General features: G+C 60.9%; 17 protein-coding genes and 1 pseudogene. 7 read left to right on the plus strand and 11 right to left on the minus strand.

What is annotated here, in order from left to right; all coding sequences use genetic code 11:
• The first annotated feature begins 55 nt into the window (after window positions 1-55).
• On the plus strand, window positions 56-655 hold the full coding sequence (locus tag HCF10_RS11060) for an NAD(P)H-dependent oxidoreductase (protein ID WP_167655513.1): 600 nt from the start codon (window positions 56-58) through the stop codon (window positions 653-655).
• A 1-nt stretch (window position 656) separates the two neighbouring features.
• Here HCF10_RS11060 and HCF10_RS11065 read toward each other — a convergent pair whose 3' ends face one another.
• The 3 genes from HCF10_RS11065 to HCF10_RS11075 all read right to left on the minus strand — a co-directional run bounded on the left by HCF10_RS11065 (window position 657) and on the right by HCF10_RS11075 (window position 2,980).
• Entirely contained in the window at window positions 657-1,046 is a 390-nt protein-coding gene (locus HCF10_RS11065; protein WP_167655514.1) for a hypothetical protein, read from the minus strand.
• A 32-nt stretch (window positions 1,047-1,078) separates the two neighbouring features.
• Window positions 1,079-2,335, minus strand: a complete 1,257-nt coding sequence (gene aroA, locus HCF10_RS11070) for a 3-phosphoshikimate 1-carboxyvinyltransferase (protein ID WP_167655515.1) — start codon at window positions 2,333-2,335, stop codon at window positions 1,079-1,081.
• Window positions 2,336-2,425: 90 nt separating this feature from the next.
• Window positions 2,426-2,980: a UPF0149 family protein gene (locus HCF10_RS11075; protein ID WP_131696537.1), complete on the minus strand. Its 555-nt coding sequence runs from the start codon at window positions 2,978-2,980 to the stop codon at window positions 2,426-2,428.
• Between the two features lie 185 nt (window positions 2,981-3,165).
• On the opposite strand from HCF10_RS11075, the gene HCF10_RS11080 reads away from it, so the two are divergent.
• Both HCF10_RS11080 and nudC read left to right on the plus strand, forming a co-directional pair.
• Window positions 3,166-3,978, plus strand: coding sequence for a crotonase/enoyl-CoA hydratase family protein (locus HCF10_RS11080; protein ID WP_131696536.1), 813 nt, complete (start codon window positions 3,166-3,168; stop codon window positions 3,976-3,978).
• Between the two features lie 5 nt (window positions 3,979-3,983).
• Complete coding sequence (nudC, locus tag HCF10_RS11085) at window positions 3,984-4,817, plus strand: NAD(+) diphosphatase (RefSeq protein WP_131696535.1); 834 nt, start codon at window positions 3,984-3,986, stop codon at window positions 4,815-4,817.
• Here nudC and HCF10_RS11090 read toward each other — a convergent pair.
• From HCF10_RS11090 to HCF10_RS11100, 3 genes are all read right to left on the minus strand, one after another.
• Window positions 4,785-5,564 carry a TSUP family transporter gene (locus HCF10_RS11090; protein ID WP_131696534.1) on the minus strand — a complete coding sequence of 260 codons (780 nt, stop codon included), beginning with the start codon at window positions 5,562-5,564 and terminating at the stop codon, window positions 4,785-4,787. The two genes, nudC and HCF10_RS11090, sit on opposite strands and share 33 nt — an antisense overlap.
• Window positions 5,565-5,758: 194 nt before the next feature.
• The gene (pcsA, locus tag HCF10_RS11095; RefSeq protein ID WP_090404995.1) at window positions 5,759-6,475 is read right to left on the minus strand and encodes a phosphatidylcholine synthase; all 717 of its coding nucleotides are present in this window, start codon (window positions 6,473-6,475) and stop codon (window positions 5,759-5,761) included.
• A 148-nt stretch (window positions 6,476-6,623) separates the two neighbouring features.
• Window positions 6,624-7,550 carry a class I SAM-dependent methyltransferase gene (locus tag HCF10_RS11100; RefSeq protein ID WP_167655516.1) on the minus strand — a complete coding sequence of 309 codons (927 nt, stop codon included), beginning with the start codon at window positions 7,548-7,550 and terminating at the stop codon, window positions 6,624-6,626.
• Between the two features lie 190 nt (window positions 7,551-7,740).
• On the opposite strand from HCF10_RS11100, the gene mdeB reads away from it, so the two are divergent.
• Window positions 7,741-10,416: an alpha-ketoglutarate dehydrogenase gene (mdeB, locus tag HCF10_RS11105; protein ID WP_167655517.1), complete on the plus strand. Its 2,676-nt coding sequence runs from the start codon at window positions 7,741-7,743 to the stop codon at window positions 10,414-10,416.
• Between the two features lie 199 nt (window positions 10,417-10,615).
• Here mdeB and HCF10_RS11110 read toward each other — a convergent pair whose 3' ends face one another.
• From HCF10_RS11110 to HCF10_RS11120, 3 genes are all read right to left on the minus strand, one after another.
• Entirely contained in the window at window positions 10,616-11,104 is a 489-nt protein-coding gene (locus HCF10_RS11110) for a DUF1289 domain-containing protein (protein WP_167655518.1), read from the minus strand.
• Between the two features lie 52 nt (window positions 11,105-11,156).
• On the minus strand, window positions 11,157-12,407 hold the full coding sequence (locus HCF10_RS11115; RefSeq protein ID WP_003173711.1) for a ribonucleotide-diphosphate reductase subunit beta: 1,251 nt from the start codon (window positions 12,405-12,407) through the stop codon (window positions 11,157-11,159).
• Between the two features lie 233 nt (window positions 12,408-12,640).
• Window positions 12,641-14,053, minus strand: a complete 1,413-nt coding sequence (locus HCF10_RS11120; protein WP_167655519.1) for an aminotransferase-like domain-containing protein — start codon at window positions 14,051-14,053, stop codon at window positions 12,641-12,643.
• 124 nt (window positions 14,054-14,177) lie between these two features.
• Between HCF10_RS11120 and HCF10_RS11125 the strand changes: the two genes are divergently transcribed.
• From HCF10_RS11125 to HCF10_RS11135, 3 genes and pseudogenes are all read left to right on the plus strand, one after another.
• Window positions 14,178-14,810, plus strand: coding sequence for a LysE family translocator (locus tag HCF10_RS11125; RefSeq protein ID WP_131696529.1), 633 nt, complete (start codon window positions 14,178-14,180; stop codon window positions 14,808-14,810).
• Window positions 14,801-14,950 (plus strand): annotated as a pseudogene (locus HCF10_RS31400) (diguanylate cyclase); the annotation flags it as partial. The gene HCF10_RS11125 and the pseudogene HCF10_RS31400, both read left to right, overlap by 10 nt.
• A gap of 49 nt (window positions 14,951-14,999) precedes the next feature.
• On the plus strand, window positions 15,000-16,229 hold the full coding sequence (locus HCF10_RS11135; RefSeq protein ID WP_167655520.1) for a M20/M25/M40 family metallo-hydrolase: 1,230 nt from the start codon (window positions 15,000-15,002) through the stop codon (window positions 16,227-16,229).
• 126 nt (window positions 16,230-16,355) lie between these two features.
• On the opposite strand, the gene HCF10_RS11140 is transcribed toward HCF10_RS11135, so the two are convergent.
• The gene (locus HCF10_RS11140) at window positions 16,356-16,676 is read right to left on the minus strand and encodes a contact-dependent growth inhibition system immunity protein (protein WP_131696527.1); all 321 of its coding nucleotides are present in this window, start codon (window positions 16,674-16,676) and stop codon (window positions 16,356-16,358) included.
• Window positions 16,673-17,495 (minus strand): RHS repeat-associated core domain-containing protein (locus HCF10_RS11145; protein ID WP_205885644.1); only part of this gene is annotated, 823 nt, incomplete at its 5' end. The genes HCF10_RS11145 and HCF10_RS11140, both read right to left, overlap by 4 nt.

Below are 17,495 nucleotides of genomic sequence, written 5' to 3' on the forward strand. Positions count from 1 at the left end.
AACTTAATGGGCGTAACTTACTAAACGTAGCTTAATCCCAAAGGGAGTCAAAGTCATGCACGCACTCATCGTCGTTGCCCATCACGACCCACAATCTCTCACCCACGCCGTGGCCACGCAGGTGGCTGCCGGCCTTACGGCTGCGGGCCACACTTTCGAAATCGCCGACCTCGCCGCCGAGGGCTTCGACCCGCGCTACACCGCCGCCGACCATCGGGTACACCGCACCCACGCCACGCCCCCGGCCGACGTGCTGGCCGAACAGGCGCGGCTGGATCGCGCCGATGCCCTGGTGCTGGCGTTCCCGATCTACTGGTGGTCGCTGCCAGGCCTGCTCAAGGGCTGGGTCGACCGCGTGTTCGTCAACGGCTGGGCGATCGATTACGGCCCGGACACGCCCGTGGTGAAAAAACTGCGGCACTTGCAGGTGCACGTGCTGGCCCTCGGCGGTGCGGATGACAGTGCATTTGACCGTCATGGCTATGCCAAGGCGATGCGCACGCAGATCGACTACGGCATCTTCGATTACTGCGGGGCGAAGGTGCTCACGTCCGAGTTGTTGCTGGACTCTGAAGGCGGCGCAGCCCCGGCGCATCTGAAGACGGCGAAGGCGGTAGGTCAGAGACTGTTCGAGGCCGAGACGGTCGCCGGTTGATTCAACCTTCGCGAAACAGGTCGTGGGCGTCCAGCAGGCGATAGGCAATTTCCGGGTTTTTTTCCAGGCCCCGACGAATCGCCGCCGGGATCGCTTGCCGGGTCTTGCGGCACATGCCCGGCAGTTCGTCGATGACGATCTGGATGCCGCGCATGCTTTTGACCTCGGTGTGCCCCGGTGCGACATGCACGCGAATGCCCAATAGCTCATGCATCCGCTGTTGCATGCGCTCCAGGTCTTGCAGGCTTTGCAGGTTTTCCAGGCGCTCGATCAGGCGTTTCTCTTCCTGACGCGTCAGGCTGAGGATACGCAGGTCGGCCCCGGGGGCATCCAGCAGTTGTTCACGCTCGCAGACGCAGGCGCCGGGTGGGCAGGGTTGGCGAATTATCATGATCCTTACCTCCCCATTCCGACGCCGGTGAGTCAGTAGCTCAACGCGACCCCGAGGCTGCCCAAGGCCTTCCAGTACCCAGGATAGGTCTTGGCCACGCAGTCGGGGTCCTGAATGCGGATCCCCGCGACTTTCAAGCCCGCCAGCGCAAAGCACATGGCGATGCGGTGGTCGGCGTGGGTATCGATCAGGGCGTTGCACGACGTGCCGGCCAGCGCAGGGTCGGCCGCGACCAGCAGATCATCGCCTTCAATGCTGGCGAGGCCCGGACGGATCTTATTGAGACCGTCATGCAGTGCCTGTACGCGATCACATTCCTTGACCCGCAGGTTGGCCAGTTCGGTAAAACGCACCGGGGTGTTGTTGAACGCGGCCAGCACGGCGAGGGTCGGGATCGCGTCCTGCATCTGCGAACCCACCACGGTGGCCTGCATGTTCGGGAACTGGGCGATCACGGCCTGCGCCTTGGCGTCCGGTTGGGTGAAGGCCTGCGCGGCGACGCCGATGTCGATGCGGCCACCGGTCAACACTTCGGCAGCCCACAAGTAGGTGGCGGCGGAAGCGTCGGGTTCGATCAGGTAATCATGGGCGGTGTAGCCGGTGGGAGCCACGCGCCAGGTGGTGTCGTCGGCCACATCGACCTGGGCGCCGAAGGCACGCATGCAGTCCAGGGTCAGGTCCACGTAGCCACGGGCGCCGATGTCCTTGCCGGTCAGGGCCACTTCAATCGGCGCTTCGCCGCACGCGGCCAGCATCAACAGGGCCGAGACATACTGGCTGGACAAGCCGCCGTCGATCTCAAAGCGCTTGGCCTGGACCTTGCCCACGCCGTGCACCGTCACCGGTGGGCAACCGGTCGGGCTGTCGACCTGGATACCGTTCTGGCCGAGGGTGGCCAGCAGCGGGCCGATCGGGCGTTTTTGCATATAGTCGTCGCCGTCCAATACCACGGTACCTTGCACGGTAGCCACGGCGGCTGTCAGGAAGCGCATCGCGGTGCCGGCATTGCCGAGGAACAACGGCTGCGCTGGCAATTGCAGCTTGCCGGTGCCCGTGACCACGAAGGTGGTGTCGTCCGGCTCGTCGATGGTCACGCCCATCTGGCGCAGGGCCACCGACATATGCCGGGTGTCATCGCTCTTCAAGGCGCCGCTCAGGCGGCTGGTGCCCTTGGCCAGGGCGGCCAGCAGCAGGGCGCGGTTGGTAATGGATTTGGAGCCGGGGGGCGCGACCTTGCCATTCAGGGGGAAGTTGGGCGGTGTAACGGTCACGGTTTTCTGCGAACTCAAGGTACAAGGCTCCTGATCAAGGCAAGGTGGTACGGAGTGGCCGACGGGCGGACCCGAATAATCGGCCAAAGGTGCGGTGCTTGTCGAGGTCTAGCGCTTGCTCAACCAGTAATCGTGCAGTGCCCGTGCCGCCGGTTCGATAGCGCTGACCCGTTGCTGATGCAGCTTCACATCCAGGTCGGCGGGCAACTCGAAGTTGTCCTGCTCGGCGCACCAGGAGATTTTCTCCAGCTGTGCGGCCTGCTCGGCCGGCAGTTCCGGCCAGTTGCCGATCGCCGCGCCACGGATATAGCCAAAGCACCATTCTTCGGCGAGGGTCACGTCCTGGCCCTGGTGTTCGGTTTCATCGAAGCGCGCCTTGAAGCCCTCGGCGTCAGTCGCCAGTTGCCCGGCGAGCAGGTTGATATGACGCACGCACAAGTCCAGGAACTGCTTGGCCTCTTCGGCGCTTTCCCATTCCGGGTTCTGCCCACCCCAGATCGCCGGGAACCACTCTGCAATATCCACCTGCGCGGGGCTGGACACCAATGCGGTGAAGTAGCCGTCGAGCTCGGCCAGGTTCAGCACCGAATGGTCGTCGCCGTACTTCAACAGGGTTTCTTCGATGAATTCGAAATCGGCGGGGGCGAGGGGTTGGGCGTGCATGGGCATATCCTTTAAACGTCGAACGCCGCTGATGGGGCGGCTCAAAGCGCGAAGGATGGCGTGTGCCGGGGCTTTTATCCAGCGTCTTTTCCATCGCCGTTGCCAGTCCCGCTTTTGGCCGATGCGCCGTCACGTAGCCTTGTTATAGTTCGGGCCTTATCACTCGCCAGCCAGGGATCACTGCCATGTCCGAATACCAAGCTTTCGTCGTCGAACTCACCGGCAACGTTGCCCATGTGCAGATCAACCGCCCGGAAAAGATCAACGCGATGAACGCCGCGTTCTGGACCGAGATCATCGACATCTTCCAATGGGTCGAAGACACCGATGCCGTACGCGCCGTGGTGCTCAGCGGTGCCGGCAAGCATTTTTCCTCCGGCATCGACCTGATGATGCTGGCCTCGGTGGCCAATGACTTCGGCAAGGACGTGGGCCGCAATGCACGCTTGCTGCGCCGCAAGATCCTCGAGCTGCAAGCCTCGTTCAATGCCGTCGACAACTGCCGCAAGCCGGTACTGGCGGCGATCCAGGGGTACTGCATCGGTGGCGCCATCGACCTGATCAGCGCCTGCGACATGCGCTACGCCGCTGAAGACGCGCAATTCTCGATCAAGGAAATCGACATCGGCATGGCCGCCGACGTCGGCACCCTGCAACGCCTGCCACGCATCATCGGCGACGGCATGCTGCGTGAGCTGGCCTACACCGGCCGACAGTTCGGTGCCGAGGAAGCGCGCAGCATCGGCCTGGTCAATCGTGTGTATGCCGACCAGGAAAGCCTGTTGGCCGGCGTGTTTGAAATCGCCCATGAAATCGCCGCCAAGTCGCCGATTGCGGTCACCGGCACCAAAGCCATGATCAGCTATATGCGTGACCATACGGTCAATGACGGTCTGGAATACGTTGCCACCTGGAACTCGGCTATGTTGCAATCCAACGACCTGCGCGTGGCCATCGCGGCCCATATGAGTAAGCAGAAACCCGAATTCGTGGATTGACTGACATGACCCCAGGCTGGATTACCACAACGCTGCTGGACAACGACGCCCCCGGCGGCTGGGCTGTCGCCCGCAGCCGCGACGGCTTTTTGCATGACGCCAATGGCCCGCTGTTCCCTCGGGAATGGCTCAAGCGCCAGGACCTTTCGGTGTTTGCCGAGCACGGCATCGGCCACCTCGACGGTGAGCCGGTGTACCTGCTGGAACTCGACTCGGCGGGCGAGGTGCAAGGTTGCAGTTGGCAGGGCCTGCGCGGCTTCATGCTGCAAGGTGATCACACCCTGTACAAAGTGCTGGGCTACGCCGCGCAGATCGGCACCTGGGCGCGCGAGCATCGGTTCTGCGGCAGTTGCGGCCAGGCGATGGTCCAGGTGCCGCGGGAGCGGGCGATGTACTGCCAGGCCTGCGACCTGCGCAGCTACCCACGGATTTCGCCGAGCATGATCGTGCTGGTGACCCGTGGTGACGAGATCCTGCTGGCGCGCTCGCCGCGTTTTGTCACCGGGGTCTACAGCACCTTGGCCGGCTTTGCCGAGCCGGGTGAGTCGGCCGAAGACTGCCTGATCCGCGAGGTGCGCGAAGAAGTACAGGTGGAGGTCAAGAACATCCAGTACATGGGCAGCCAGTGCTGGCCGTTCCCCCATTCGATGATGCTGGGCTTCCATGCCGAGTACGCCGGTGGCGACATCGTGCCCCAGGCTGACGAGATCGAGGACGCGCAGTGGTTCAGCATCCACGACCTGCCGCCGTTGCCGGCATCACGCTCGATTGCGCGTTACCTGATCGACCTCTACCTGGCCCGTCGCCTAGGCCACGCTGAACCAGTGCTGCCAGGCTAGGCGCACGGTCAGGCCGAGGACCACGGTGATGAACACCGGGCGAATGAACTTGGCGCCGCCGCTGATCGCGCTGCGGGCGCCAAAGAATGCGCCACACATCACCGAAATCCCCATTGCCAGGCCGACAATCCAATCCACCGAGCCGTTGATGATAAACACTGACAGCGCCGCCGCGTTGCTGACGAAGTTCATGCTGCGCGCCACGCCGCTGGCCTTCACCAGGTCGATGGGGTGCAGCAGCATCGTGCTCACGGTCCAGAACGCACCGGTACCGGGGCCGGCCACGCCGTCGTAGAAGCCCAGGCCAAAACCCTGGGCGCCTTGCCATTTCTTCTTGATCGGCGCGTCGGCGTCCAGCGGCGCCTTGGGCGTGCCACCAAACAGCAAATACACACCGCAACCGAATACGATCACCGGCAGCATCTTGTTCAGGGTTTCGGCGGGCAGGTAGTGGGCAACCACCGCACCGGCCAACGCACCGATCAGCGTGCCGACGATCGCATGCACCCACTGGCGCGGGTGGAACAGCTTGCGGCGATAGAAGGTGAAGCTGGCCGTGGCCGAGCCGAAGGTGGAGCTGAGCTTGTTGGTGCCCAGTACCAGATGGGGCGGCATCCCGGCGGTGAGCAGCGCCGGGGTGGTAAGCAGGCCGCCGCCGCCGGCGATGGCATCGATAAAGCCGGCAATAAAGGCCACGACGGCGAGAATGGCGAGGGTGGTGAGGTCTACGCTGAGTTCGAAGGGCATTGGGCAGGGCTTATGGTTGGCAGTGCGCAGCAAAGCGCTGTGCGAAGGGCTGCCATCTTACCTGCCTGATGTACGCAGAACCAAATGTGGGAGGTGGCTTGCCCCCGATTGCGGTGTATCAGTGACAGATAAGCTGACTGACACACCGCAATCGGGGGCAAGCCCCCTCCCACAGTTGAACTGTGTTCATCTGGCTATTTGTGGGTTCCCATCCACTCCAGCGCCGTGCGCCACACGCAAATCCCGAGGAAATACGCCGACATTACCGACCACAACCCAAACGTCCACGGGTTGGTGTTGGGATAATCCACCACCATCAAAAAGCTGCACAGCAACCAGATGGTGGTCACTGCGATATTGATCGGCATGAAGCGCTTGACCCGAAATGGGTGCAAGAACTTCATCGGCGTCACGGTCAGCAGGGCCAGGCCGATCACCGTCAGCAAGGTGACCCAGGCGGCCGGCTGGATGATGTACACGCACAAGGCCACTACGTTCCAGGCGGCGGGGAAACCGACGAAGTAGTTGTCCTTGCTCTTCATGTTCACGTTGCAGAAGCAGAACAGCGATGACACCAGGATCACCGACACCGTGAACAGGTGGGTAAAGTCCGGCAGGTCGATATAGCGGTAGATAAACAGTGCCGGGATAAACACATAGGTGAGGTAATCGATCACCAGGTCCAGTACCGAGCCGTCAAAGCTAGGCAATACCGTGCTGACATTCACCCGCCGCGCCAGGGAACCATCGACGCCGTCTACTACCAAGGCCAGGCCCAGCCAGAGCAGGCAGGCCTTGGGTGAGTTTTCCAGCAGCGCCAGGGTGGCCAGGAAGGCCAATACCACACCGGTGGCGGTGAAGCCGTGGGCGCCCCAGGCTTTGATTCTGGCTACATGCAGGGTCGATATCACGGGCGGTTCTCCAAAAGGTGAAACGGGGCAGCCGACAACGTGACGCTGTCGAGTCTGGCCGGGGAATGCAGGTATCGACCGGGAAGGGGGGCATAAGGTTCACCACCCGGCGCATCACATAGCGTAGCAAGCGTAGGAAGTTTCAGCATCAGCCTTGGCGAAACACCAGTGCCTTGAGGCCGCTTTGCGCGTCGATATCCGGAAATTCCGGCGGGTTTTGCAGCCGTTCAATAAAGCGCAGGCCCGGTGCTTCGCGGGTGACGCCGTCGATCAGGAAGTCTTCGCCAAAGGCCGGATCGTTCATGCACGCCAGGACAGTGCCCTGGGCCGTGAGCAAATCCGGCAGGCGGCGCAACACGCGCTGGTAGTCCTTGGTCAGCAGGAAGCTGCCTTTCTGGAAGGACGGCGGGTCGATGATCACCAGGTCGTAGGGGCCGCTGTGGGTGACCTTGGCCCAGGATTTGAACAGGTCGTGGCCCAGGAAGGTGACCTTGCTCAGGTCATGACCGTTCAGGCGGTGGTTATCGCGGCCCCGGCTCAGGGCGCCACGGGCCATGTCCAGGTTCACCACGTGGCTGGCGCCGCCCTCGATGGCCGCGACCGAGAACCCGCAGGTGTAGGCAAACAGGTTGAGCACGCGCTGGCCCTTGGCCTGTTCGCGCACCCAGTTGCGCCCGTAACGCATATCGAGGAACAGCCCGCTGTTCTGCTTTTTGCCCAGGTCGATCAGGTAACGCAGGCCGCCTTCAGTGATGGTCAACTCGTCGATGGCTGCGCCCACCAGCCATTCGGTGGTGCTTTGCGGCAGGTAGCGGTGTTGCAGGGCGACGGTGTGGGCGCCGAATGGGGCCCAGTCGAAGTCGATCAACAGTTGTTTCAACGCATCCAGGTGTGTCGCGTCGGGCGCCTTGAACAGCGCGACCAGCACCACGCCTTGCAGCCAGTCTACGGTCAACTGCTCAAGGCCCGGCCAGCAGCGACCACGGCCGTGGAACAGGCGCCGGGTTTCGGCCGGGGCGCTGGCCAGGGCGGTGAGCAGGTGAGCGTGCAGGGTGGCGAGTGCGTCTGGGTTCATCGTTGAGCGTCGTTCGTTGAGCGGGCGGCATTTTAAACACAATGGTGAGGTTTCGGGTTGATTGAGCACAACGTGCTGGAAAAACGCCTGTGGGCAGTGATTCATGCTCAAAATGCTGCAAGCTGCGCCTGATAACAGGCAAAAAATCCTCAGGCACCGACATAAACTGGAAAAAAGCCCGGAGGTGCCCATGAACGGTATCGCGACTGCAGTGAATCACACAGCCCAGGATCAACAAGAGCTCGACGAATGGCGTGACGCGTTGGCTTCGCTGGTAGCCAATGCGGGCCCTGAGCGCGCACGCCAGATCCTGGACCTGCTGGCTCGCGACGCCAGCGCTCCGCACATCGACTGGAAGCCCCGCCACGGCACGCCCTACATCAATAGCATCAGCGTCGAGCAGCAGCCGGCGTTTCCCGGCGACCTGGCCACCGAAGAGCGCCTGGCCTCACTGGTGCGCTGGAACGCCCTGGCCATGGTGGTGGGGGCCAACCAGGCCTATGGCGAACTCGGTGGCCACATTGCCAGCTACGCCAGTGCTGCGGATTTGTTCGAGGTGGGCTTCAACCACTTTTTCCGCGCTCGCAACCACGACTTTGGCGGCGACCTGGTGTTCTACCAGCCGCATTCGGCCCCCGGCATTTATGCGCGCGCCTTCCTTGAGGGGCGCTTGAGCGCGGACGACCTGGCCCACTATCGCCAGGAACTCGGCGGCGCCAAGGCCGGCGCCCGCGGGCTGTCCAGCTACCCGCACCCGTGGTTGATGCCGGACTTCTGGCAGTTTCCCACCGGTTCCATGGGCATTGGCCCCATCAGTTCGATTTTCCAGGCGCGCTTCATGCGCTATCTGCAGCATCGCGGCCTGCAGGACACTGCTGAGCGCCACGTGTGGGGTGTCTTCGGCGACGGCGAGATGGACGAGCCGGAAAGCATGTCGGCCCTGACCCTGGCCGCCCGTGAAGGCCTCGACAACCTGACCTGGGTGGTCAACTGCAACCTGCAACGCCTCGACGGCCCGGTGCGTGGCAATGGGCGGATCATCGATGAACTGGAGGCGTTGTTCGCAGGCGCTGGCTGGAACGTGATCAAGCTGGTCTGGGGTTCGGACTGGGACGCTTTGCTCGCCAAGGACGCCGACGGTTTACTGGTCAACACGTTGTCGAACACCGTGGACGGCCAATTCCAGACCTTCGCCGCCAAGGACGGGGCCTACAACCGCGAACACTTCTTTGGACAGAGCGAGGCGCTGGCCAAGCTGGTCGAGGGTATGAGCGATGAGCAAATCGACCGCCTCAAGCGTGGCGGCCACGACATGGTAAAGATCCACGCCGCCTATCATGCGGCGCGCCGGGTCAAGGGCAAGCCTACGGTGATCCTGGCCCAGACCAAAAAAGGCTTCGGCATGGGCGAGGCCGGGCAGGGCAAGATGACCACTCATCAGCAGAAGAAGCTTGATCGCGAGGCGTTGCTCGCGTTCCGCAACCGCTTCCAGTTGCCGCTGAGCGATGAACAGGCCGAATCGCTGAGCTTCTTCAAACCCACGGATGACAGCCTCGAGTTGCGCTACCTGCATCAGCGGCGCACGGCCCTGGGCGGTTATGTGCCCAGCCGTAGCCAGGCCGCAGCACCGGTGAACGTACCGCCCGTGAGCGGTTACGCCGGCTTCGCCACGGCGGCCGACGGCAAGGAAATGTCCACCACCATGGCCTTCGTGCGCATGCTGACCAACCTGCTCAAGGACAAGGCGCTCGGGCCACGCATCGTGCCCATCGTGGCGGATGAGGCGCGTACTTTCGGCATGGCCAACCTGTTCAAGCAGATCGGCATCTATTCCAGCGTCGGCCAGCGCTATGAGCCGGAAGACATCGGCTCGATCCTCAGCTACCGCGAGGCCACCGACGGGCAGATTCTTGAAGAAGGCATCAGTGAAGCCAGTGCCATCAGTTCCTGGGTGGCGGCGGCCACCAGCTACTCGGTGCATGGCCTGCGTATGTTGCCGTTCTACATCTACTACTCGATGTTCGGCTTCCAGCGCGTCGGCGACCTGATCTGGGCCGCCGCCGACCAGCGTGCCCGTGGTTTCCTGCTCGGCGCCACTGCCGGGCGCACCACCCTCGGCGGCGAGGGCTTGCAGCACCAGGACGGCAGCAGCCATCTCACCGCCGCCACCGTGCCCAATTGCCGCGCCTACGATCCGGCGTTTGCCGGGGAGTTTGCGGTGATTCTCGACCACGGCATGCGCCAGATGCTGGAGCATGACGTGGACGAGTTCTACTACGTGACCCTGATGAACGAAAACTACCCGCAGCCGAGCCTGCCCGAAGGCGTGGAGGCGGCGATTATCAAGGGTATGTATCGCCTGGAGCGCGCCGCTGAGGCTAAGGTACGCCTGCTCGGTTCGGGGACCTTGCTGCGTGAAGCCCAGGCTGCCGCGCGGTTACTGGCTGAGGATTGGCACGTGGCGAGCGAGGTGTACAGCGTCACCAGTTTCAGCGAACTGGCACGGGAGGCACGGGAAGTGGAGCGCTGGAACCGCTTGCATCCACAGGCCGGCAAGCGCGTCAGTCATCTGCATGATTGCTTACCGGCGGGTGCGCCGGTGGTTGCCGTGTCCGACTACGTACGCGCGGTCCCGCAGATGATTGCGTCCTATCTGGACTCAAGCTACACCGTGCTCGGCACCGACGGGTTTGGTCGCAGTGATACACGGGCGGCGCTGCGGGATTTCTTTGAGGTGGATCGGCATCACATCGTGTTGGCGGCGCTTACCGCGTTGGTAGAGCAGGGCAGTCTTGAACGGCACGTATGCCAGCAGGCAATTGAACGGTATGGCGTGCAGGTGGATCGCGCAGCTTCCTGGGTCTGAATGTGGGAGGGGGCAAGCTCCCTCTTATCAACCTTAAAATAACTGACTGATTTTAAGAGGTTAAAATTTCACCCTGAAGTCTTGAGTCTTGCCTGAACAATGTCGGGCGACCGCCGCCACAGAAGTTCCAGTTTGCTGCGCGACAGCGCTACGTTGAAGAGGCAGTGGGACCTCCCACATTTTAGTGTTGCGCTGAGTTTTAAAGCGTGGCGATCAGGGCAGGTCCGAAGGCGTCCCTGATAAACCCCGGCGCGATATACCGTTCGTAATGCGCCTCGGACAGCAGGAAAAACTCCCGGTCAATTGCATCGCGCAAATCCGCCAGGCTGCGCTCGCGAAACTCCGGTAACAACGCCAACCCATAGGCATCCAACTTGGAAATCACCCGCGCGCCCCGGGCAATCAGCTGGTAGGCCCAGCAATACGGCGACTGGTGCGGCATAAAGCGAATCTTGCGGTCTTCCAATTGCTGGCGCAGGCGCTGTGGGTCGAACACTTCCAGCTTGCTGGCCATCACCTGCACCAGCAACTGCTCAAGGCGCAGCCATACCGCCTGCTTTTCCTCGGCGTTGTAGCCATTCCACTGGATCACTTCATGGTGATAACGCTTGCAACCCCGGCAGACCAGGTCCCCGTAAACGGTGGAACACAGGCCTATGCACGGCGTCTTGATGGTTTGATTGGGCATAAAAAACATCGACAAGTGAAACAACACGGCCCCAGAAAGGGGCCGTTTTTAATCAATCCCAGCTCAGCGCACCGCCAGTCTGGTACTCGATTACTCGGGTTTCGAAGAAGTTTTTCTCTTTCTTCAAATCCATGATTTCACTCATCCAAGGGAACGGGTTAGTCGTCCCCGGATACTCTTCCTTCAAACCAATCTGCGACAGACGACGGTTAGCGATGAACTTGAGGTAATCCTCCATCATCGCCGCATTCATGCCCAACACCCCACGCGGCATGGTATCGCGCGCATATTCAATCTCCAGCTGCGTCCCCTGCAGGATCATCTGGGTCGCTTCTTCCTTCATCTCGGCATCCCACAGGTGTGGGTTTTCGATTTTGATCTGGTTGATCACGTCGATACCGAAGTTCAGGTGCATCGACTCATCGCGCAGGATGTACTGGAACTGCTCGGCGACGCCGGTCATTTTGTTGCGGCGGCCCATGGACAGGATCTGGGTGAAGCCGCAGTAGAAGAAGATGCCTTCCAGCACGCAGTAGTAAGCGACCAGGTTGCGCAGCAGTTCCTTGTCGGTGTCGACGGTGCCGGTTTCGAACTTCGGATCGGAGATCGAGCGGGTGTACTTCAGGCCCCAGGCTGCCTTTTTGGCCACCGATGGAATCTCGTGGTACATGTTGAAGATCTCGCCTTCGTCCATGGCCAACGATTCGATGCAGTACTGGTAGGCGTGGGTGTGGATCGCTTCTTCGAAGGCCTGGCGCAGGATGTACTGGCGGCACTCTGGGTTGGTGATCAGGCGGTAGACGGCCAGGACCAGGTTATTGGCGACCAGGGAGTCGGCGGTGGAGAAGAAGCCGAGGTTGCGCATGACGATGCGGCGTTCGTCGTCGGTCAGGCCTTCGGGGTTTTTCCACAGGGCGATGTCGGCGGTCATGTTGACCTCTTGCGGCATCCAGTGGTTGGCGCAGCCGTCGAGGTATTTCTGCCAGGCCCAGTCGTACTTGAAGGGCACGAGCTGGTTGAGGTCGGCGCGGCAGTTGATCATGCGCTTTTCGTCAACAGCGACGCGGGCGGAGGCACCTTCGAGTTCGGCGAGGCCTTCGGCGACGTCGAGTTTGTCCAGGGCAGCCTTGGCACGGATGATCGCGGCGGAGTCGTTGGCGGTCACGTTGCGTGCTTCCAGGGCGGCGGCGGCGCCGGCACCGTCGAGACGGTCCATGTTGGCTTCGCTGGCGTGGCCGGCGTTGGCGCCCTTGATTACAGCTGCACCGGTGTCCTCGTTGTCGACTTCATCCCAACTCAGCATTGAAATACTCCCTTCTGTTCTGTTTTGACGGCGTGTGAACCCGTCCAAAAAAATCTGATTTGCAGGCTGCCAGGCATTGAAATACTGCGCAGAGTGTGGTCGGTCAATACCGATACTGCACACTATGTAGTGGTCTGTTCTGTTTGTGGGCACACTATATGGTGTGTAACAAAGCTGGTCAACGCAGAAGAAGGGATCGAACGTCGCAGGGACGGCAGAGCCGCCGCTGCGGTTCAGGACCCGCGCACGGCCTTCAGTAACAGCGCTTCAAACACCTGCTGCACCCGTGGCTCATCACTGTGGGCCACGTTGAAACGCATCGAATCGCGATGGGCCGGGTCGTAGCCGAAGAGCGTGCCCGGCGCCAATACCATGCTGTGTTTCAACGCTTCCTGGGCCAACCACTCGCCGTTCACACCCGGTGGCAGGCGTGCCCAGATGAACATCCCGCCTTCGTAGGCCATCGTCAAATCGCACCCGCAGCGTCGGAGCCATTGCTCCACGCGCCCGCCGGCCTCCATCAGGCGTTGGACCATGCGCTTGCGGTGCTTGGTATAGCTGCCTTCGCTGAGCATGCGATAGACGATCTGCTCGAACAGCTCCGAGGTCACGCCACCGCTCATCAACTTCATATTGGTCAGGTTGGCGGCCAGTTGCGGCGCGGCCACCACGAAGCTGACCCGGGTATTGGCGCTGAGGATCTTCGAGAAGCCCGACAGGTAGGTAACCTGGTCCAGGCCGGCGACAGCGGCCAGGCGCGGCGGCGGGTTGGGGTGCAGGTCGCCGTAAAGATCGTCCTCGACGATATGGCAGTGGTACTGCTGGGTCAGTTGCAACAGGCGAAACGCTTGGCTGGGGCTGAAGGAATGGCCGGTGGGGTTATGCAGCACGCTGGTGGTCAGGTACAGGCTGGGGCGGTGTTCGGCCAGCAGCTGTTCGAGGGCGGCGAAATCGAAACCGTCGGGGCGGCGTTGGATGGTCACCACCTTGACGCCGTGCAGCGCCAGGTTGGCGTGGAAGTTGAAATAGCACGGTGCGTCGAGCAGCACGGTGTCGCCGGGGCGTGCGAGCAGGCGCATCAGCATGTCCAGGCCTTGCACGGTGTTGGGCGTGGTGATGATCTGTTCCACCGGCACCGACAGGCCTTCGCCGTGCAGCTTTTGTTGCAAGGCCTGGCGCAGCGGCAATAAGCCAGCTGGCGTGCCGAGCCCGGCGATGCGTAACGACGGCGCGCGCACCACGCTGCGCATGGCTTGGCGGATAGCCTCGGTGCTCAGCCATGCTTCCGGCAGGTGGCCGCCGCCGGGGCGCAGCTCGCCGCCGGCGGTGACCAGCGGGCGACGCAAGACGCTGAGCAGGTCCTGGGGCAGCAGGTCGACCCACGCCACCGAGGCCGGGCGCGCGCTGTCCATCGCCACGAAGTAGCCACGCCCCTGGCTGGAGGTGAGCAGGTTGCGCCCGCGCAGGCGGTCGAGGGCTTCGTTGAGGGTGAACTTGCTGACGCCCAGGGTCTGAGTCAACTCACGCACCGACGGCAACTTGCTGCCGGGTGCCCATTCGCCGCTCTCGATGAACTGGCTGAACGCCTCGACGATCTGCTGCACCTTGGGCGTGCCGTCCACAAAGGCGATGGCGGATACAAGCATGAATCTTCCTTGTGTTTGCCGGTGATTTTACCGGTGAAGTTCGGCCGGATTAGGCCTGACTTTACCTGCCTTATGCAACGTCGCTTGCCTACACTGCAGGCCTTCTCACCCTGGGTCCAAGGCCATGACCAGCGCACTGACGCTCTCTTCGTTTCTCTACTTCCTGCTGTTTTGCGCCACCATGACCTTCAGCCCCGGCCCCATGACCCTTCTGTTGTTGAGCCTGGGCTTGAAGAGCGGCTTGCGCAGTTCGATTCCGGCGCAACTCGGTGCCAGTGTGTCGTACCTGATTTCGATCCTGATCTTTGCCGTGGGTTTTTCGGAACTGATCAAGGGCAATCTCGCCATTACCCAGGCCATTCAGTGTGTCGGCGTGGCCTACATCCTTTACCTGGCCTACAAGCAGTGGACCAGCAGCGGCGCGTCGATCGGCAAGGCGGCTGCCGTGGAGGGCACACGGAGCCTGTTCGGCAAAGGGCTGCTCACCGGGTTTTCCAATCCCAAGACCCTCATCATGTTCAGCGCCGTTTTCCCACAGTTCACCGGGGCAGGGGAGCACAGTTCGGCGGCGGATATCACCATCCTCGGGGCGACCTTCCTGGTGCTGCAATTTGCCAGCGGTTGCCTGTATTGCTACTTCGGCCAGCGCATCAAGCAAGTGCTGGAAAACCCCAGGCGCCGCGTGTTGTTGCAGCGGGTCATGGCGGTGCTGTTGCTGGGGGTGGCGTGGATGCTGGCCCGGGGCTTTCCAGCTTGAGCATCGGCTTGGCGCCGTATCAACCGGGACACGCCGATTCCACCCGTTGGCTCAACGATGCAGACCTGGCGCTGTATGAAGCCAAGAGCAGCGGGCCCAACCGGGTCAGTTCGGTGCAAGGCACTTGGTTGCGATCGGTTCAGTGGGGTAGGGTGAGGCCGCACCCCAACAAACAACAAGGATCGGTTCATGCTCTTCACGTTCCCGCGTTCCCTCCTGGCCGCCACGCTGGCCTTGTCCTTCGCACTCCCGGCCTACAGCGCTGAACCCCACAAGCAGATCCAGGCGGACGCCGAGCAGTACAAGGCCCCGGCCCTGAAACTGCTGGAGCGCCTGGTGAATATCGACTCGGGTTCCGGCTACGGGCCAGGCCTGACCCAGGTGAGTGACATCGCCGTCGATGAACTCAAACAGTTGGGCTTCACCATTGAACGGGTGCCGGATGCCGCCGCCAACAGCAGCCATGTGATCGCCACCCTCAAGGGCAACGGCAAGGCCAAAATCCTGCTGATGGCCCACATGGACACGGTCTTCAAGGAAGGCTCTGCTGCCGAACGTCCGTTTCACATCAAGGATGGCCGCGCCTATGGCCCCGGCGTGATGGATGACAAAGGTGGCATCGTCGCCGGGATCTACGCGCTCAAAGTCCTGAAGAACCAAGGGTTCAAGGATTACGCACAGATTACCTTCCTGCTCGATGCCAGCGAAGAAACCGGCACGGACATCGCCTCTGACTTGATCCGCAACACCGCCAAGGCCCACGACGTCACCCTGAACCTCGAACCCGGCCGCCCCGCCGACGGCCTGGTGGTGTGGCGCAAAGGCAGTGCCACCGCCGTGGTCGAAGTCAAAGGCAAAGCCGCCCACGCCGGCGTCGCCCCGGAACTGGGGCGCAACGCCGCCATGGAAGCCGCGCACCAGATTCTGCAACTGGGCAAACTCGGCGATGAAGAAAAGAAAACCACGATTAACTTCACCGTGATCAACGCGGGCGACCGCACCAACGTCATCCCCGACCAAGCCACCGCCAAAGCCGACGTGCGTGCAGCGTTGCCGGAAGAGTTCGATCGGATCGAGAAGGACTTGGTGCGGGTCTCCGCCAACAAATTGATCCCGGAAACCGAAGTGACCACCACCCTCAAACGCGGCCTGCCGCCCATGCCGCAGACGCCGGAGTCGGACAAGCTGGTGGCGATTGCCCAGGGCATTTATGGGGAGCTGGGTAAAAAGTTAACCATTGAAGGCAGCGGCGGCGCGGCGGATGCCAGTTTGTCAGCCGGGGTGGGCACGCCGACGTTGGATGGGTTTGGGATTGTAGGGGGGAATATTCATACGGCGCAGGAGTATGCGGAGGTGGAGAGCGTGGCGCCACGGATCTACTTGCTGAGTCGGATGATTATGGAGCTGAGTAAACGCTGATCAGCCTGGGAGGCTCACCCATTCAACTTGGCTGAGCCTTCATTCCTTGTGGTGAGCAGGCTTGCCCTGCGTGGACTGCGCAGCAGGCCAAAATATTAATAGCAAAGATCGTTATACGGCTGATTTTTAAGTTGAATATTGGTTTTTTTGTAGGTGTTCATCAAACTTTCGAACTATGTGATTTAGCCATAACGGGCCTGAGGCCCATTGGTATGGATAGTAGTAATAGCAATGCTGTATATGCAGTAAATTTTCTTGAAGGTCTGGCTCGTTGGTATACGAACTTATCAGCTCTAAAATTTCCTGTTTTACTGTCATGATTATTTCTCTAGGCGAGTCTAGTAGAAATGTATCGATGACATCATCGGCCGATGAATGATCTTCCGCCCAATCCTGATTAAAGTAAGCACCAAAAAATTGTTGTAGCTCTGTTAATGGTTCATTCATTTTTCTGGGTATCCTGTTAGCAATAGATAGCCATCTGGCATTTTAGGATCTCGTTTTATGACTAATAGGAACTTATAAACAGGTACGGATTTTGTTGCTCCATTTAGAATGCTTACCCCTACGGGTTGACTTGAGCTGTCTTTAATTAGGAGTTTTTCCTTGTTTCCACTTAAAAATGTAGTTATTTCTTGCTGGTGTGCAGTCAAGCTTTTGGACACTATAGCCTCAGCCTCTTCTAGAGTTTTGAAGGTGGATGAGGCTGGAATGTGCGGTTCAGATTCAAATCTTGCCGCTAACTGTTCGTCTGTTCGACCGACATGTTTTTCAATCAGGTGTCCTCCAGCCTTCTCGTGAGTAGTTAATACTCCAGGAGGTGCTTTTTTTGTTAAATCGTTTTTTGAATCCGGGCAATTTCCAATCTTACAGCTTAACCCTAACGGATCCACCCACCCCGTCGGATTGGGCACGTACTGGTACGTGTTGATCCCACCTGCCAACTTCACCGGATCAGGCGTCAGATAGCGACCAATATCCGGATTGTAGTAGCGATGGCGGTTGTAGTGCAGTCCGCTTTCCTGATCAAAGTACTGGCCCTGAAAACGCAGCGGGTTGTCGATTTTGCCTTTGTCGAGACGGCTGATCTGGCCGTAGGCGCGGTAGTGCGCGGACCAGACGATTTCGCCGTCGGGGTCGGTCAGTTCCTGCGGCGTGCCGAGGTGGTCGAGTTGGTAGTGGTAGGGCTTGGTGTCTTTTGGGCCGAAGCCTTCCAACAGGACCAGCGGCCTGAAACTGTTCGGTTCGTAGAGATAGCTGCGATGG

It is taken from the genome of Pseudomonas sp. B14(2022) (assembly GCF_012030485.1).
GTDB lineage: Bacteria > Pseudomonadota > Gammaproteobacteria > Pseudomonadales > Pseudomonadaceae > Aquipseudomonas.